Genomic DNA, 12,866 nt, shown 5'->3' with positions numbered 1-12,866 from the left:
CGACGTCCCGAAAGCCCTCTCCCCCCAACGGGGGGCGAGGGTTGGGTGGGGGGGGCTGCGGCGGATCAGGCGCGCGTTCCTTCTTCTGCGCGCCCCCCCCACCCAACCCTCCCCCCCCTGTGGGGGGAGAGGGCTTAACCCTTCCGGCGGGGCTGGGGGTCTAGAGACGATGCGCTGCCCCTTCTGCGGCCACGAAGACACCCAGGTGAAGGACAGCCGCCCGGCCGAGGACGGCGCCTCGATCCGCCGCCGCCGGTCCTGCCCCGCCTGCGGCAACCGCTTCACCACCTTCGAGCGTGTCCAACTGCGCGAGCTGCTGGTCATCAAGACCGATGGCCGCCGCGTGCCCTTCGACCGGGACAAGCTCGCCCGCTCCGTCCGCGTCGCGCTCCGCAAGCGCCCCTTCGACGAGGAGCGCATCGAGCGCATCGTCAACGGCATCCAGCGCCGGCTGGAGGTGGAGGCCGATAGCGAGGTGCCCTCCCGCCGCATCGGCGAGGTGGTGATGGAAACCCTGCGGGATGTGGACGAGGTGGCCTATGTCCGCTTCGCCAGCGTCTACCGCAATTTCCGCGAGGCGAAGGATTTCCGCGCCTTCCTCGGGAATATCGAAGGCTCCTGATCCGTGGCGGATGAAGACCATATGCGGGCCGCGCTCGCGCTGGCGGCGCGTGGCCTGGGCAATACCTGGCCCAATCCGGCGGTCGGCTGCGTCATCGTGGCGGCGGATGGCCAGGTGGTCGGCCGCGGCTGGACCCAGCCCGGCGGCCGCCCGCATGCGGAGACGGAGGCGCTGAAGCGCGCCGGCACCGCCGCCCGCGGCGCCACCGCCTATGTCACGCTGGAGCCCTGCTGCCACTGGGGCCGCACGCCCCCCTGCACCGATGCCCTGACCGCCGCCGGCATTTCTCGCGTTGTGGTGGCGCTGCGGGACCCGGATCCGCGCGTGGACGGTGAGGGCTTTTCCCGCCTGCGCGCGGCCGGGATCGCGGTGGAGGAGGGGTTGCTGGCGGAGGAGGCGGCAAGGCTCAATGCCGGCTTCATCAAGCGCCTGCGCCAGGGCCTGCCCCTGGTGACGCTGAAGCTGGCGACCAGCCTGGATGGCCGGATCGCGACCTCCAGCAAGGAAAGCCGCTGGATCACCGGCCCGGACTCCCGCCGCGCCGCCCATGCGCTGCGCGCCCGGCACGACGCCATCCTGGTGGGATCGGGCACCGTGCTGGACGACGACCCGGACCTGACCTGCCGCCTGCCCGGCGGCGTGCCGGTGCCCGCGCCGCGCGTGGTGGCGGATGCGCGGCTGCGCATCCCCGTCACGGCCAGGCTGGTCCGCACGGCGCGGGAGACGCCGACCCTGGTCGCCACCACGCCCGGCCACCCCGATGCCGCCCTGGCACCGCTGCGCGAGGCGGGCGTCGAGATCCTGGAACTGCCGCCGGGGCCGGAGGGCCTGTCCATGCACGGCCTCCTCTCGGCCCTCGCCGCGCGGGGCATCACCCGCGTCCTGGCCGAGGGCGGCTCCGGCATCGCGGCCTCCCTGCTGCGGGAGGGGCTGGTGGATCGCCTCGCCTGGTTCCACGCGCCGCTGGTGATCGGCGGCGACGGCATACCCGCTTCCTATGCTCTCCCATTGCCGGAACTCGCCAAGGCGCCCAAGTTCCGCCGCGTGGCGCACCGCACCATCGGCGCGGATGTCCTGACCGAATTCGAGCGTGAGGCTGGCTGAATGTTCACGGGGATCATCACCGCCCAGGGGGAGGTGACCGCCATCGCGCCGATCGGGCAGGGGCAGGACATGCGCCTGACCATCGGCGTGCCCGATGGCTGGCTGGAGGGCGCCGTGCTCGGCGCCTCAATCGCCTGTTCGGGCTGCTGCCTGACGGCCGTGGAACTGGCGCCGGGCACCTTCACGGTGGAGGCCTCGGCCGAGACGCTGGCAAAGACCACGCTGGGCGGCTGGCAGGTCGGCCGGCGCATCAACCTGGAGCGCCCGCTGAAGATGGGCGACGAGCTGGGCGGCCATGTGGTCTCCGGCCATGTGGACGGGCTGGGCGAGGTGCTCTCCGCCACGCCGGAGAATGGCTCCACCCGCTGGCGCTTCCGCGTGCCGGCCGCCATCGCGCCGTTCATCGCTCCGAAAGGCTCCGTGGCCATTGATGGTGTCTCGCTGACGGTGAACGAGGTCGAAGGCCAGGAATTCGGGGTGAACATCATCCCGCATACGACGGAGGTGACCGGCTTTGCGCAGCTTCGCCCCGGCGAATTGGTGAACATCGAGATCGACATGCTGGCCCGCTACGTCGCCCGCCTGCGGGAGTTCGAGGCATGAGCACCACCGCCACCCGCACCACCAATTTCCACGACTTCCTCAGCCCCACCGAGGAGCTGCTGGAGGAAGCCCGCCGCGGCCGCATGTTCATCCTGGTGGATGACGAGGACCGGGAGAATGAGGGCGACCTGGTCATCCCGGCGCAATTCGCGACGCCGGACGCCATCAACTTCATGGCCAAGCACGCCCGCGGGCTGATCTGCCTCGCCATGGCGCGGCAGCGCGTGGAACAGCTCGGCCTGCCGCTGATGGCGCAGTCCAACGGCACCCGCCACGCCACCGCCTTCACCGTCTCCATCGAGGCGCGGGACGGCGTGACCACCGGCATCTCGGCCGCCGACCGGGCGCGGACGGTGGCGGTGGCCATCAATCCGGAACTGGGGCGGGAGCATATCGTCACCCCCGGCCATGTCTTCCCGCTGGTGGCGCGCGATGGCGGCACGCTGGTCCGCGCCGGGCATACCGAGGCGGCGGTGGACTTTTCGCGTCTCGCGGGCCTCAACCCCTCGGGCGTGATCTGCGAGATCATGAACGACGACGGCTCCATGGCCCGCATGCCGGACCTGGTGGCCTTCGCCCAGCATCACGGCCTGAAGCTCGGCACCATCGCCGACCTCATCGCGCATCGCCGGCGGACGGAACGGCTGGTGCGCCGGGTGGAGGAAGGCAGCGTCGAGGGGGTGGGCGGCACCTGGCGCGTGGTGGTCTATGCCTCGACGCTCGATCATGGCGAGCATCTGGCGCTGGTGAAGGGCGACCTTTCCGGCCCCAGCCCGGTGCTGGTGCGGATGCATGCCACCTCCCTGCTGCGCGACATGGTGGGCGGCAAGGTGGAGGACGACCTGCATGCGGCCATGCGCGCCATCTCCCAGGCCGGGCGCGGCGCCGTGGTGATGCTGCGCGACTGGCGGCTGGACGGCCTGTCCCAGCAGGTGCGCGCGGCGCGGGAACGCAGCCTGGTCTCGCCGGAGATCCGCGACTATGGCATTGGCGCGCAGATCCTGGCGGATCTGGGCTTGCGCGACATCATCCGCCTGTCCGACAACCCCCGCCCGCTGGTCGGCCTGGAGGGCTATGGCCTGACCGTGGTCGAGACGCGACCGATCCCGAAAGACAGCACATGATGCCTGCGGCCCCCGGCCGCTGGCGTTTGAGGGTAGAAATATGAGCACGAAGGACGCCCCGGCCCGTACGGCCAAGGGCCTGGCGGGCGAGCCGCCGCGCATCCTGGTGATCCAGGCCCCCTATTATGGGGAGGTGGTCGGCGGCATGCTGGCCGGTGCGCGCGGCGTGCTGGAAGGCATGGGTGCCAGCCTCGAAGTCGTCGATGTCTCCGGCGCCTTCGAGCTGCCGGCGGCGCTGCGCATGGCGCTCGGCGCGCCGGATCGCTGGGACGGCTTCCTGATGCTCGGCTGCGTGGTGAAGGGCGAGACGGACCATTACGACTTCATCTGCCAGGCGGTCTGCCAGGGCGCCATGACCGTCTCCTCCGAATACGGCGCGCCGCTCGGCTTCGGCCTGCTGACGGTGGCCAATCTGGACCAGGCCATCGCCCGCTCCCGCGACGACCAGCACAACAAGGGCGCGGAGGCGGCGCATGCCGTGCTCGGCCAGATCGCGCTGGCCCGCCGCTGGCATTTCTCGCATTGGGCGCGCCGATGAGCGGCCAGAAGGGCAAGCCCGCCGCCCCGGGCGGCCGCCCCCGCACCGGCGCCCGCGTCGCCGCCGTGCAGGCGCTGTTCCAGAGCGAGCAGGCCGGTGAGAACCCCGAATCGGTCATCGCCGAATTCGTCCGCCACCGCCTCGGCCCCAATGAGGCTGATGACGGCTATGGCGAGGGCCGGATTCCGGAGGCCGATGCCAAGCTTTTCGCCCGCATCGTCCGCAATACCGCGGCGCAGATCGAGAGCCTGGACGAGACCATCGGCCGCGCGCTGGCCAAGGACTGGCCGCTGGAGAAGCTGGACCCCGTCCTGCGTGCCCTGCTGCGGGCGGCCGCGGGCGAGTTGGCGACGCCGAAGGACCCGCCGGCCCGCGTCGTGATCAACGAATACCTCGACATCGCGAACGGCTTCTTCGTCGGCGACGAGCCGCGCTTCGCCAATGGCGTGCTGGATGCGCTGGCGCGCGCCTACCGCGCCGAGGAATTCGCACCGGCCCCGCGCGGCTGAGATGACCCTGCCCGCCGAGTTCGGCCTGATCGCGCGCCATTTCGCGCCGCTGGCCGGCAAGGGGGGCCTGGGCCTGGGTGACGACGCCGCGCTGCTGGATCCGCCGCCGGGCCGCAGCCTGGTGCTGGCGGCGGATGCCATGGTGGCGGGGGTTCACTTCCTGCCCGAGGACCCGCCGGAGACGCTGGGGCGCAAGCTGCTGCGGGTGAACCTCTCCGATCTCGCGGCCATGGGCGCGACGCCGCTGGCCTATCTGATGACCACGGCCTTCCCGCGCGGCGTGACCCAGGACTGGATCGCGTCCTTCGCCGTCGGGCTGGCGCTGGACCAGGCGGAATTCGGCATCGAGCTGCTGGGCGGCGACACGGTGGCGACCGATGGGCCGGCCACCTTCTCGCTGACCATCCTCGGCCATGTCGCGCCCGGCGCGGCGCTGCGGCGGGTGGGGGCGCGGGTGGGGGACGAGGTCTGGGTCTCGGGCAGCATCGGCGACGGCGCGCTCGGCCTGCTGGCCCTGACCGGGCGGCTGCCGCCGGACCCGCATCTCGCGGCCCGCTACCGCCTGCCGCAGCCACGCGTGGCGCTCGGCCTGCGCCTTGCCGGGCTGGCGCGGGCGGCGATGGATGTCTCGGACGGGCTGGTGCAGGATCTCGGCCACCTCGCCCGTGCCGCCGGCTGCGGCGCGGTGATCGAGGCGGCCGAGGTGCCGCTTTCCGCCCCCGCCCGCGCCGCGCTTGCCGCCGACCCGGCGCTGCTGCCGCGCATTCTCACCGGCGGCGACGACTACGAGCTGATCTTCGCCGCCGATCCGGCCGATTCGGACCGCATCCGGGCCGCCGCCGCCGAGGCCGGGGTGCCGGTGACCCGGATCGGCACTTTCAACGCCGGGCAGGGGGTGCGTGTCCGCGGCCCCTCCGGGCAAGATGTCCCGCTGCCTGCCAGCGGATGGAGCCATTTCTGATGCCTGCTGAAGAAGCCCGCATGAAGCGGGACGTGCGGATCCTGTTCTTCTGCCAGGCGCTGATGAATGCCTCGGTGGTGGGCCAGGTCGCGATGGGCGGCCTGGTCGGCTATAGCCTCGCCTCCGACAAGTCGCTCGCCACCCTGCCGCTCGCCTTGCAGATGGTGGCCACCATGGCCGCCTCGATCCCCGCCGGCATCATCTTCGCCCGCCTTGGCCGCCGGGCCGGCTTCCTGATGGGCGCGGCGGGGTCCTTCTGCGGCGCGCTGACCTTCGCGCTGGGCATCTGGCTGGGCGATTTCTGGGTCTATGCCCTGGGCGCGCTGCCCGCCGGCATCGGCTTCGGCATCGCCCAGCACTACCGCTTCGCCGCCGCGGAGGTCGCCTCCCCGGCCTATCGGCCAAAGGCCATTTCCCTGGTCATGGCCGGCGGCGTGCTGGCCGCGATCTTCGGGCCGGAGCTGGTGAAGCACAGCCGCAACCTCTTCGAGCCCTTCCTCTTCCTCGGCACCTATCTGATCCTGGCGCTGCTGCCGATCGCCTGCGCCGTGCTGCTGACCAAGGTGCGGCTGCCGCCGCCGCCGCCCCGGCCCAAGGTCGCCACGCCGCTGACAAAGATCCTGCGCCGCCCGGCCTTCCTGGCGGCCGCCGGCACCGGCGCCATGGCCTATGGCACCATGAACCTGCTGATGACCTCGACGCCGCTCGAGATGATGGCCTGCGGTTTCGGCGTCGGCGCCAGCGCCACGGTGATCCAGGCGCATGCGGTGGCGATGTTCGCGCCGGGATTCTTCACCGGAAGGCTGATCGCCCGCTTTGGCGCCCGCACCATCATCGGCGCGGGCGTGGCGCTGAATGCGCTCTGCGTCGGCGTCGCCGTACAGGACGAGACCTTTGGGCACTTCATCGTCGCCCTGGTGCTGCTCGGCCTCGGCTGGAACTTCATGTTCACCGGCGCCACCACCCTGCTGGGAGAGTCGCATTCGCCGGAGGAGCGGGTGCGGGCGCAGACGGCGAACGACTTCATCGTCTTCGGCACGGTGGCCTGCACCGCGCTCGGCTCCGGCGTCATCCATGCGACGGCGGGCTGGTATGTGCTGAACCTGATGCTGCTGCCGGCGCTCTTCTTCGCGCTGGGGCTGACGCTTTTCCTCAGGCCGGCCCGGACGCAGCCGGCCTGACTGTTTCGGGAACAGGCGCTTGTGCCTGTTCCCTCAGGCGCGACCTCAGCGGGTCGGCGCGCCGATCGTCTGGTTGTTCTGGCCACCGAGGCCCGGTGCCAGGCGTCCGATATTGCCGAAGAGCTGTTGCAGCAGGGTCCGGTCATTGCCCGGCGCCGGGGTGATGCGGGTGACCACCGGCACATCCCGCGCATCCTCCGGCCCCACGCGCTTGATCTCCTGCACCACGCCGGCCTGGGTGAAGGTGATGGCGACGGTGCGCTGGTCCTCCACCGACAGGGTCCGCCCCGGGCGCTGCCGGGTGACGCTGCTCATGTAGTACCAGGTGGAATTGTCGAAGGTCCCGGTATGGGAGGGGGAGCCGATCAGCGCCTCCACATCGGCGCGGGAGCTGACGCCGGGCGTGATCTGCGCCAGCGCCTCCTCCTCCACCGCATGGCCGCGAAGCTGGCGCGGGCTTTCGAAGAGGCTGGCGCCGGGGACGGAGGGCATCCAGGAACAGCCCGCCGTGGCCATCAGCGCGGCGAGCGCCAGGCCCAGGCGGGGGGTTCGACCGGCCGCGAAGGGCCGCAAGATGTTGACCGCGTGCATGGGGCGCTCCATGTGGCGGCAATGCCACCCGGACGGGTCGCGGTCAACGGCCGCCCACCGGGCGGTGCCTCAGGATGCAGCTGCCCGGGTCGGCTGGATGGGAGTGGATGATGGGCCTGCTCGGCCTTTTCACGCGCAAGCCGCATGAACGTGCGGGCTTCGCCCTCTACGGCGCGGCGGTCGCCGCGGCGCGCCAGCCGGATTTCTTCGCGGGACTCGGCGTGCCCGATACGCTGGACGGGCGCTTCGACCTGGTCTCGCTGCATGTCGCGCTGTTGATCCGCCGGCTGCGGCGGGATGCGGACCCGGCCGGGCCGAAGCTGGCCCAGGCGGTCTTCGACGCCATGTTCGCCGATATGGATGTGAACCTGCGGGAGATGGGGGTTGGCGACCTGGTGGTGGGCAAGCGCGTGAAGCGGATGTGGGAGGCCTTTCACGGCCGCGCCGCGGCCTATGAGGCGGCGCTGGATGCGGCGGATGCCGCGGCCCTGGCGGAGGCCCTGTCGCGCAATATCTGGCGCGGCGAGACGGTGCCGCACGGCGCGGCCGAGGCACTCGCCGACCATGCGATGGCCATCTCGGCCCTGCTGGCGCCGCAACCCATCGAGGCGCTGAAGCGCGGCGAGGCACGATTCGCATGACCCCCGAATTCTCCCGCCCCTATCGCCTGGGCGCCGGCGAGGCGCGCAGCCTGGAATTGCGCACCCGGCCGGAGGAGGGGGCGGCGCTCGCCCTCCGCTTCGGCATCCCGGCCGTTGCGCGGCTGGAGGCGCAGCTGACGCTCGCGCCCGAGACCGGCGGCACCACCCGGCTGACCGGCCGGCTGCAGGCCGATGTGGTGCAGGAATGCGTGGTGACGCTGGAGCCGGTGGCACAGCAGGTCGATGTGCCGCTCGACCTCCGCCTGCTGCCGGAGGGCACGCCCGCCACGGATGACGACCCGGAAAGCCCGGATGAGATCGAGACCTGGGGCGGCGTGGTGGATCTGGGCGAGGTGGTGGCCGAGCAGCTGGCCCTGGCGCTGGACCCCTATCCCCGCGCCCCGGATGCGGCGATTCCGCCCGAGCTGAACGGCGGGGCGCTTGAGCCCGAGCCCGATATGGACGATACGCCCCCCGAGCGCCCGAATCCCTTCGCCGCCCTGGCCCGCCTGAAGCGGAACTAGGCGGCCGAAGCGGCCCGGGGCCGCTTGCGCCCCAGGGTCGCGCGGTGCTAATGCCCGCGGCTCCGCTGATATTGCAGCTTGTTGACGAGAAAGGCTCGGCACCATGGCCGTTCCGAAGAAGAAGGTTTCGCCCTCCCGCGCCGGTATGCGCCGGAGCCATCAGGCTCTGACCGCCGCCGCGCATATGGAGTGCTCCAACTGTGGCGAGCTGAAGCGCCCGCACCACATCTGCTCCCATTGCGGTCATTACGACGGCCGTGAAGTGATGGCGGCCGACAAGGCCAAGGGCGTCGTCCGGGTCTGACACGCACGGAAGGGCAAACGCCGATGTGGCGAGGGCTCTGAGCGTGGCGGGAAAGGCTCCCGCGGGCCGGGCTTCGGGTGAATTCGCCCTGGCGATCGACGCCATGGGCGGGGATCATGCCCCCGACTCCATCCTGGACGGGCTGGAACTGGCGGCGGAGCGTCATCCGCAGGCCCGTTTCCTGCTGGTGGGCGACGAGGTGCGTCTCGGCGCGCTGCTGGCGCGGCGGCCGCGTGCGGCCAAGGCCTGCAGCCTGCGCCATGCGCCGGAATCGATCCCTGGCGACATGAAGCCCACCGCCGCGCTGCGCGTGCGCGGTTCCTCCATGCGCGTGGCGATCGATGCCGTGGCGCAGGGCGAGGCCTCCGGCGTGGTCTCCGCCGGCAATACCGGCGCGTTGATGGCATTGGCGAAAATCGTGGTGAAGACGCTGCCGGAGATCGACCGGCCGGCGCTGGCCGCGATCGGGCCTTCGGCGCGGGGCGACGTGGTCATGCTCGACCTCGGCGCCAATCTGCAATGCGATGCGCGCAACCTGATCGAATTCGCCATCATGGGCGATGCCTTCGCCCGCGCCGTGCTCGGCCTGACGAATCCGACGCTGGGCCTGCTCAATGTCGGCTCCGAGGAGCTGAAGGGCGATGAGCGCGTGCGGCAGGCGGCCGAGACGCTGCGCGACAGCCATATCGGCGCGAATTTCCGCGGCTTCGTCGAAGGCCACGATATCGCCGCCGGCACGGTCGACGTGATCGTGACCGACGGCTTCACCGGCAATGTCGCGCTGAAGACCGGGGAGGGGGCGCTGAAGCTGATGCGCGACCTGCTGCGCCAGGTCTTCACCAGCTCCATCCCCGCGCGCATGGGCTATCTGCTGGCCCGCCCGGCGCTGGACCGGCTGCGCGAATGGATGGACCCGCGGCGCTACAACGGCGCCGTGCTGATCGGCCTGAATGGCGTGGTGGTGAAGAGCCATGGCGGCACGGATGCCGTGGGCTTCGCCCATGCGGTGGATGTGGCGATGGACATGGTGACGCACCGCTTCAACGACCGCATCCGCGAAGGCCTCGCCTTGCTGCCCAGCCCGACCCCGCGGCTCGCCACCACCCCTCGCTGAGGCCTGCCCCATGTCCAGCGCGATTCGCGGCGTGATCGCCGGCACCGGCGGCTATCTTCCCGCGCGCTCCGTCAGCAATGACGAGCTGGCGGCGGAGAAGAACCTCGACACCACCGATGCCTGGATCGTCGAGCGCACCGGCATCCGCCGCCGCCATTTCGCGGCGGCCGGCGAGACCGCCTCCTCCATGGGCGCGGCCGCCTGCCGCGCCGCGCTGGAACAGGCCGGGGCGACGGCGGCGGATGTGGATGCGGTGATCGTGGCCACCGCCACGCCGGACAGCGCCTTCCCCTCCACCGCCGCCCGGATCCAGGGCGCTCTCGGCGTCACCCGCGGCTTCGCCTTCGACCTCGCGGCCGCCTGCACCGGCTTCATCTATGCCCTCTCGGTGGCCGATGCGATGATCCGCACCGGCCAGGCGCGCGGCGTGCTGGTGGTGGGGACGGAGGTCTATTCCCGCATCCTGGACTGGTCCGACCGCGGCACCTGCGTGCTCTTCGGCGACGGCGCCGGCGCCGTGTTTCTGCGCGCCGAGCAGGACACCGGCCGTGGCCTGCTCTCCACCCACCTGCACTCGGACGGCCGGCATGGCGACATCCTGCAGGTCGATGGCGGCGCCGGCTCCACCGGCGGCACCGGCGTGGTGCGCATGGCGGGGCGGGAGGTGTTCAAGCACGCCGTCACCAAGCTGGCCTCCGCGGTGGATGAGGCGCTGGCGGCCAATGGCCTGGGCCATGACGACGTCGCCTGGCTGGTCCCGCACCAGGCCAATATCCGGATCATCGAGGCGATGGGCCGCAAGCTGCATCTCGGCCTCGACCGCGTCGTGGTCACGGTGGACCGCCACGCCAATACCTCCGCCGCCTCCATCCCGCTGGCGCTGGCGGAAGCCACGCGGGACGGCCGCATCAAGCCGGGCGAGCTGGTGCTGATGGAGGCCATCGGCGGCGGGCTGACCTGGGGCGCGGCGCTCGCCCGTTTCTGAGCGAATCCGGCGCCTTGTGAGGCGCGGCTGCCACAGTGTGTGAGCTTCCGGCCACACCGTTCCAACCCCGTGGTTGACGGCCGTCCCGGAACCCGGCTTTCTTGTGACTTGAAGGGGTTGCAAGGACCTGCTCTGGCATGACGACGATCACGCGGGCCAATCTGGCGGAAGCGATCTACGCGCAGGTGGGACTCTCGCGCAACGAGAGTGCCGAGCTGCTGGAGACGGTGCTGGAGCGCATGTCGGCGGCGCTGGAGGCGGGGGAGGCGGTGAAGATCTCCGCCTTCGGCTCCTTCGTCGTGCGCCAGAAGGGCCGAAGGGTGGGCCGCAATCCCAAGACCGGGGTCGAGGTGCCGATCCAGCCGCGCAAGGTGCTGGCATTTCGGCCCTCCCATGTGCTGAAGGCGCGGCTGAACCCCGGGCTGGCCATCGGGCGCACGGCCGATGATGACGCATGAGTGACGAAACGCTGGAGGGCGACGCCAGCCGCGCCCGGCCCCGCAAGGCGGCCACCGCCTTCCGCACCATCAGCGAGGTGGCGGACGACCTGCAGATTCCGCAGCATGTGCTGCGCTTCTGGGAAACCAAGTTCCCCCAGCTCAAGCCGCTGAAGCGCGGCGGCGGCCGGCGCTACTACCGGCCGGAGGATATCACGCTGCTGCGGCGGATCTCCGACCTTCTCTATACCCAGGGCTATACCATCAAGGGCGTGCAGCGCCTGCTGCGCGAGGGGGGGCTGGAGGAGGCCGGCCACGCGCCGGAACTGCCGCTCGGCGACATGGAGGAGCCAGAGGCGCCGGAGCCGGTGCGCGATGCGCTGGATGCGCTGGAGCGACTGGCGCATGAACTGCGGGCGCTGGCGGCACGCGCCTGATTTTGCGCCCCGGGGGTTGGCGGCCGCGCCCCCCCGGTGCTATTGCCGCCGCAGTCGGAGCGTAGCGCAGTCTGGTAGCGCATCAGTCTGGGGGACTGGGGGTCGTGGGTTCGAATCCCGCCGCTCCGACCATCCGAAGCCGCAACCCCGCGCTTCCCGATCCATCCCCGCGTTGACGCGCTGACCTTCCGGCGCCAGCCTTCCGCCAACAAGAGCGGAGGAAGCGCCATGCTGCGCCGTTGCCTGCTGCTGGCCGCGCCCGGGCTCGTGGCCCTGCGGTCGGCCCGCGCCCAGGGACCGGACTGGCCACGCCGCCCGGTGCGGGTGATCGTCCCCTTCGCCGCCGGCTCCTCCTCCGACACCGTCGCCCGCCAGGTGATGGCCCGGGCGCAGGATCCTCTCGGCGGGCAGGTGGTCATCGAGAACCGCGCCGGTGCCGGCGGGCTGATCGCCAGCCAGGCCGTGGCCCGGGCCGAACCCGATGGCTACACGCTGCTCTGGAGCGGCGGTACCGCCATCACCCAGGCCGTGATGCAGCGCAATCCCGGCTATGACTGGGCCCGCGACTTCACCCCCATCACCCAGATCGGTGAGCAGCCCGCGGTGCTGTGTGTCCGCCAGGCGGCGCCCTGGCGGGATGCGGCGGCGCTGCTGGCGGCCTGCCGGGAAAGCCGGGAGGGGCTGCGCTACGGCTCCGGCGGAGTCGGCACGCCGGCGCATATGGCGGCGGCCGCCATGCTGAAGCTGATCGGCGCACAGGGCGTGCATGTGCCCTATCGCGGCGCCAATCAGGCGGCGCTGGCGGTGGAGCAGGGCGAGGTCGACTGGTCCTTCGCCATCAGCAATATCGCCGTGCCGCGGGCCCAGGACGGGCTTGTGCGCATCCTCGTCACCGGCGGCGCGCGGCGCATGCCGGTGATGCCGGAGGTGCCGACACTGGGCGAGGTGGTGCCCGGCGGGCCGGTGGTGACCAGCATCGCCTCCCTCGTCGGGCCCGCGAACATGCCGCCGGCAGTGGTGGCCCGGATCCACGCCGCGGTGAGCCGCGCGGTGCAGGGCGACGCGCCCTTCCGCGAGGCGATGGTCCGCGACGGCGGCGAGATCATCCTCTCGCCTAGAGCGTTTTCACCTCAGCCGGAATCGGATTGGGGATTCCGGCACGGGTCGTCAGTGTGATTCATAGGCGTCCGG

At 71.5% G+C, this 12,866-nt stretch carries 16 protein-coding genes, 1 tRNA gene and 1 pseudogene; 17 read left to right on the top strand and 1 reads right to left on the bottom strand.

Features of this window, described 5'->3' with window-relative positions:
* Positions 1 to 169 precede the first annotated feature (169 nt).
* Genes nrdR through ACTIF1_RS16850 form a run of 8 tightly spaced genes read left to right on the top strand, consistent with a single transcriptional unit; the run spans position 170 to position 6,642 of the window.
* On the top strand, positions 170 to 622 hold the full coding sequence (gene nrdR, locus ACTIF1_RS16885; RefSeq protein WP_216838428.1) for a transcriptional regulator NrdR: 453 nt from the start codon (positions 170 to 172) through the stop codon (positions 620 to 622).
* A gap of 3 nt (positions 623 to 625) precedes the next feature.
* Positions 626 to 1,726 (top strand): bifunctional diaminohydroxyphosphoribosylaminopyrimidine deaminase/5-amino-6-(5-phosphoribosylamino)uracil reductase RibD, encoded by a 1,101-nt coding sequence (gene ribD / locus ACTIF1_RS16880; RefSeq protein WP_439597613.1) that lies wholly within the window; start codon positions 626 to 628, stop codon positions 1,724 to 1,726.
* The gene (locus tag ACTIF1_RS16875) at positions 1,727 to 2,329 is read left to right on the top strand and encodes a riboflavin synthase (RefSeq protein WP_439597612.1); all 603 of its coding nucleotides are present in this window, start codon (positions 1,727 to 1,729) and stop codon (positions 2,327 to 2,329) included. It abuts the gene before it with no gap.
* Positions 2,326 to 3,453, top strand: coding sequence for a 3,4-dihydroxy-2-butanone-4-phosphate synthase (gene ribB / locus ACTIF1_RS16870; protein WP_439597611.1), 1,128 nt, complete (start codon positions 2,326 to 2,328; stop codon positions 3,451 to 3,453). The genes ACTIF1_RS16875 and ribB overlap by 4 nt, the downstream gene beginning before the upstream one ends.
* A 40-nt stretch (positions 3,454 to 3,493) precedes the next feature.
* Positions 3,494 to 3,991, top strand: a complete 498-nt coding sequence (gene ribH, locus ACTIF1_RS16865; protein ID WP_439597610.1) for a 6,7-dimethyl-8-ribityllumazine synthase — start codon at positions 3,494 to 3,496, stop codon at positions 3,989 to 3,991.
* The gene (nusB, locus tag ACTIF1_RS16860) at positions 3,988 to 4,500 is read left to right on the top strand and encodes a transcription antitermination factor NusB (RefSeq protein ID WP_439597609.1); all 513 of its coding nucleotides are present in this window, start codon (positions 3,988 to 3,990) and stop codon (positions 4,498 to 4,500) included. The genes ribH and nusB overlap by 4 nt, the downstream gene beginning before the upstream one ends.
* A gap of 1 nt (position 4,501) precedes the next feature.
* Positions 4,502 to 5,461, top strand: a complete 960-nt coding sequence (gene thiL / locus ACTIF1_RS16855; protein ID WP_439597608.1) for a thiamine-phosphate kinase — start codon at positions 4,502 to 4,504, stop codon at positions 5,459 to 5,461.
* On the top strand, positions 5,461 to 6,642 hold the full coding sequence (locus ACTIF1_RS16850) for an MFS transporter (RefSeq protein ID WP_439597607.1): 1,182 nt from the start codon (positions 5,461 to 5,463) through the stop codon (positions 6,640 to 6,642). The genes thiL and ACTIF1_RS16850 overlap by 1 nt, the downstream gene beginning before the upstream one ends.
* 45 nt (positions 6,643 to 6,687) lie before the next feature.
* Here ACTIF1_RS16850 and ACTIF1_RS16845 read toward each other — a convergent pair whose 3' ends face one another.
* Positions 6,688 to 7,233, bottom strand: coding sequence for an outer membrane protein assembly factor BamE (locus ACTIF1_RS16845; protein WP_439597606.1), 546 nt, complete (start codon positions 7,231 to 7,233; stop codon positions 6,688 to 6,690).
* 107 nt (positions 7,234 to 7,340) lie between these two features.
* Between ACTIF1_RS16845 and ACTIF1_RS16840 the strand changes: the two genes are divergently transcribed.
* The 9 genes and pseudogenes from ACTIF1_RS16840 to ACTIF1_RS16800 all read left to right on the top strand — a co-directional run bounded on the left by ACTIF1_RS16840 (position 7,341) and on the right by ACTIF1_RS16800 (position 12,851).
* Positions 7,341 to 7,874: a ubiquinol-cytochrome C chaperone family protein gene (locus ACTIF1_RS16840; RefSeq protein WP_439597605.1), complete on the top strand. Its 534-nt coding sequence runs from the start codon at positions 7,341 to 7,343 to the stop codon at positions 7,872 to 7,874.
* Positions 7,871 to 8,398, top strand: a complete 528-nt coding sequence (locus tag ACTIF1_RS16835) for a YceD family protein (protein WP_439597604.1) — start codon at positions 7,871 to 7,873, stop codon at positions 8,396 to 8,398. The genes ACTIF1_RS16840 and ACTIF1_RS16835 overlap by 4 nt, the downstream gene beginning before the upstream one ends.
* Positions 8,399 to 8,501: 103 nt before the next feature.
* On the top strand, positions 8,502 to 8,702 hold the full coding sequence (gene rpmF / locus ACTIF1_RS16830; RefSeq protein ID WP_439597603.1) for a 50S ribosomal protein L32: 201 nt from the start codon (positions 8,502 to 8,504) through the stop codon (positions 8,700 to 8,702).
* Between the two features lie 43 nt (positions 8,703 to 8,745).
* Positions 8,746 to 9,816: a phosphate acyltransferase PlsX gene (gene plsX / locus ACTIF1_RS16825; protein ID WP_439597602.1), complete on the top strand. Its 1,071-nt coding sequence runs from the start codon at positions 8,746 to 8,748 to the stop codon at positions 9,814 to 9,816.
* A 10-nt stretch (positions 9,817 to 9,826) separates the two neighbouring features.
* Positions 9,827 to 10,801: a beta-ketoacyl-ACP synthase III gene (locus tag ACTIF1_RS16820; protein ID WP_439597601.1), complete on the top strand. Its 975-nt coding sequence runs from the start codon at positions 9,827 to 9,829 to the stop codon at positions 10,799 to 10,801.
* Between the two features lie 137 nt (positions 10,802 to 10,938).
* Positions 10,939 to 11,259 (top strand): integration host factor subunit alpha, encoded by a 321-nt coding sequence (locus ACTIF1_RS16815; RefSeq protein ID WP_168026892.1) that lies wholly within the window; start codon positions 10,939 to 10,941, stop codon positions 11,257 to 11,259.
* A pseudogene (locus tag ACTIF1_RS16810) lies at positions 11,256 to 11,538 on the top strand (MerR family transcriptional regulator); the annotation flags it as partial. The gene ACTIF1_RS16815 and the pseudogene ACTIF1_RS16810, both read left to right, overlap by 4 nt.
* A 192-nt stretch (positions 11,539 to 11,730) precedes the next feature.
* A tRNA-Pro gene (locus ACTIF1_RS16805) sits at positions 11,731 to 11,807 on the top strand.
* Between the two features lie 96 nt (positions 11,808 to 11,903).
* Positions 11,904 to 12,851: a Bug family tripartite tricarboxylate transporter substrate binding protein gene (locus ACTIF1_RS16800; protein ID WP_439597600.1), complete on the top strand. Its 948-nt coding sequence runs from the start codon at positions 11,904 to 11,906 to the stop codon at positions 12,849 to 12,851.
* The last annotated feature ends 15 nt before the right edge of the window (positions 12,852 to 12,866 follow it).

Source organism: Falsiroseomonas sp. (genome assembly GCF_051860665.1).
Taxonomy (GTDB): Bacteria; Pseudomonadota; Alphaproteobacteria; order Acetobacterales; family Acetobacteraceae; genus Falsiroseomonas.
The sequence above is the reverse complement of the archived record's forward strand: the minus strand, read 5'-3'. Positions and strand labels throughout refer to the sequence as shown.

Bases quoted from the DNA above. Each gene is read 5' to 3' on its own strand.
- ACTIF1_RS16840 (WP_439597605.1), top strand. From the start codon at position 7,341: ATGATGGGCCTGCTCGGCCTTTTCACGCGCAAGCCGCATGAACGTGCG.
- thiL (WP_439597608.1), top strand. From the start codon at position 4,502: ATGACCCTGCCCGCCGAGTTCGGCCTGATCGCGCGCCATTTCGCGCCG.
- ACTIF1_RS16820 (WP_439597601.1), top strand. From the start codon at position 9,827: ATGTCCAGCGCGATTCGCGGCGTGATCGCCGGCACCGGCGGCTATCTT.
- ACTIF1_RS16850 (WP_439597607.1), top strand. From the start codon at position 5,461: ATGCCTGCTGAAGAAGCCCGCATGAAGCGGGACGTGCGGATCCTGTTC.
- nusB (WP_439597609.1), top strand. From the start codon at position 3,988: ATGAGCGGCCAGAAGGGCAAGCCCGCCGCCCCGGGCGGCCGCCCCCGC.
- ACTIF1_RS16800 (WP_439597600.1), top strand. From the start codon at position 11,904: ATGCTGCGCCGTTGCCTGCTGCTGGCCGCGCCCGGGCTCGTGGCCCTG.
- ribB (WP_439597611.1), top strand. From the start codon at position 2,326: ATGAGCACCACCGCCACCCGCACCACCAATTTCCACGACTTCCTCAGC.
- ribH (WP_439597610.1), top strand. From the start codon at position 3,494: ATGAGCACGAAGGACGCCCCGGCCCGTACGGCCAAGGGCCTGGCGGGC.
- ACTIF1_RS16875 (WP_439597612.1), top strand. From the start codon at position 1,727: ATGTTCACGGGGATCATCACCGCCCAGGGGGAGGTGACCGCCATCGCG.
- ACTIF1_RS16815 (WP_168026892.1), top strand. From the start codon at position 10,939: ATGACGACGATCACGCGGGCCAATCTGGCGGAAGCGATCTACGCGCAG.
- nrdR (WP_216838428.1), top strand. From the start codon at position 170: ATGCGCTGCCCCTTCTGCGGCCACGAAGACACCCAGGTGAAGGACAGC.
- ACTIF1_RS16845 (WP_439597606.1), bottom strand. From the start codon at position 7,233: ATGCACGCGGTCAACATCTTGCGGCCCTTCGCGGCCGGTCGAACCCCC.
- rpmF (WP_439597603.1), top strand. From the start codon at position 8,502: ATGGCCGTTCCGAAGAAGAAGGTTTCGCCCTCCCGCGCCGGTATGCGC.
- ACTIF1_RS16835 (WP_439597604.1), top strand. From the start codon at position 7,871: ATGACCCCCGAATTCTCCCGCCCCTATCGCCTGGGCGCCGGCGAGGCG.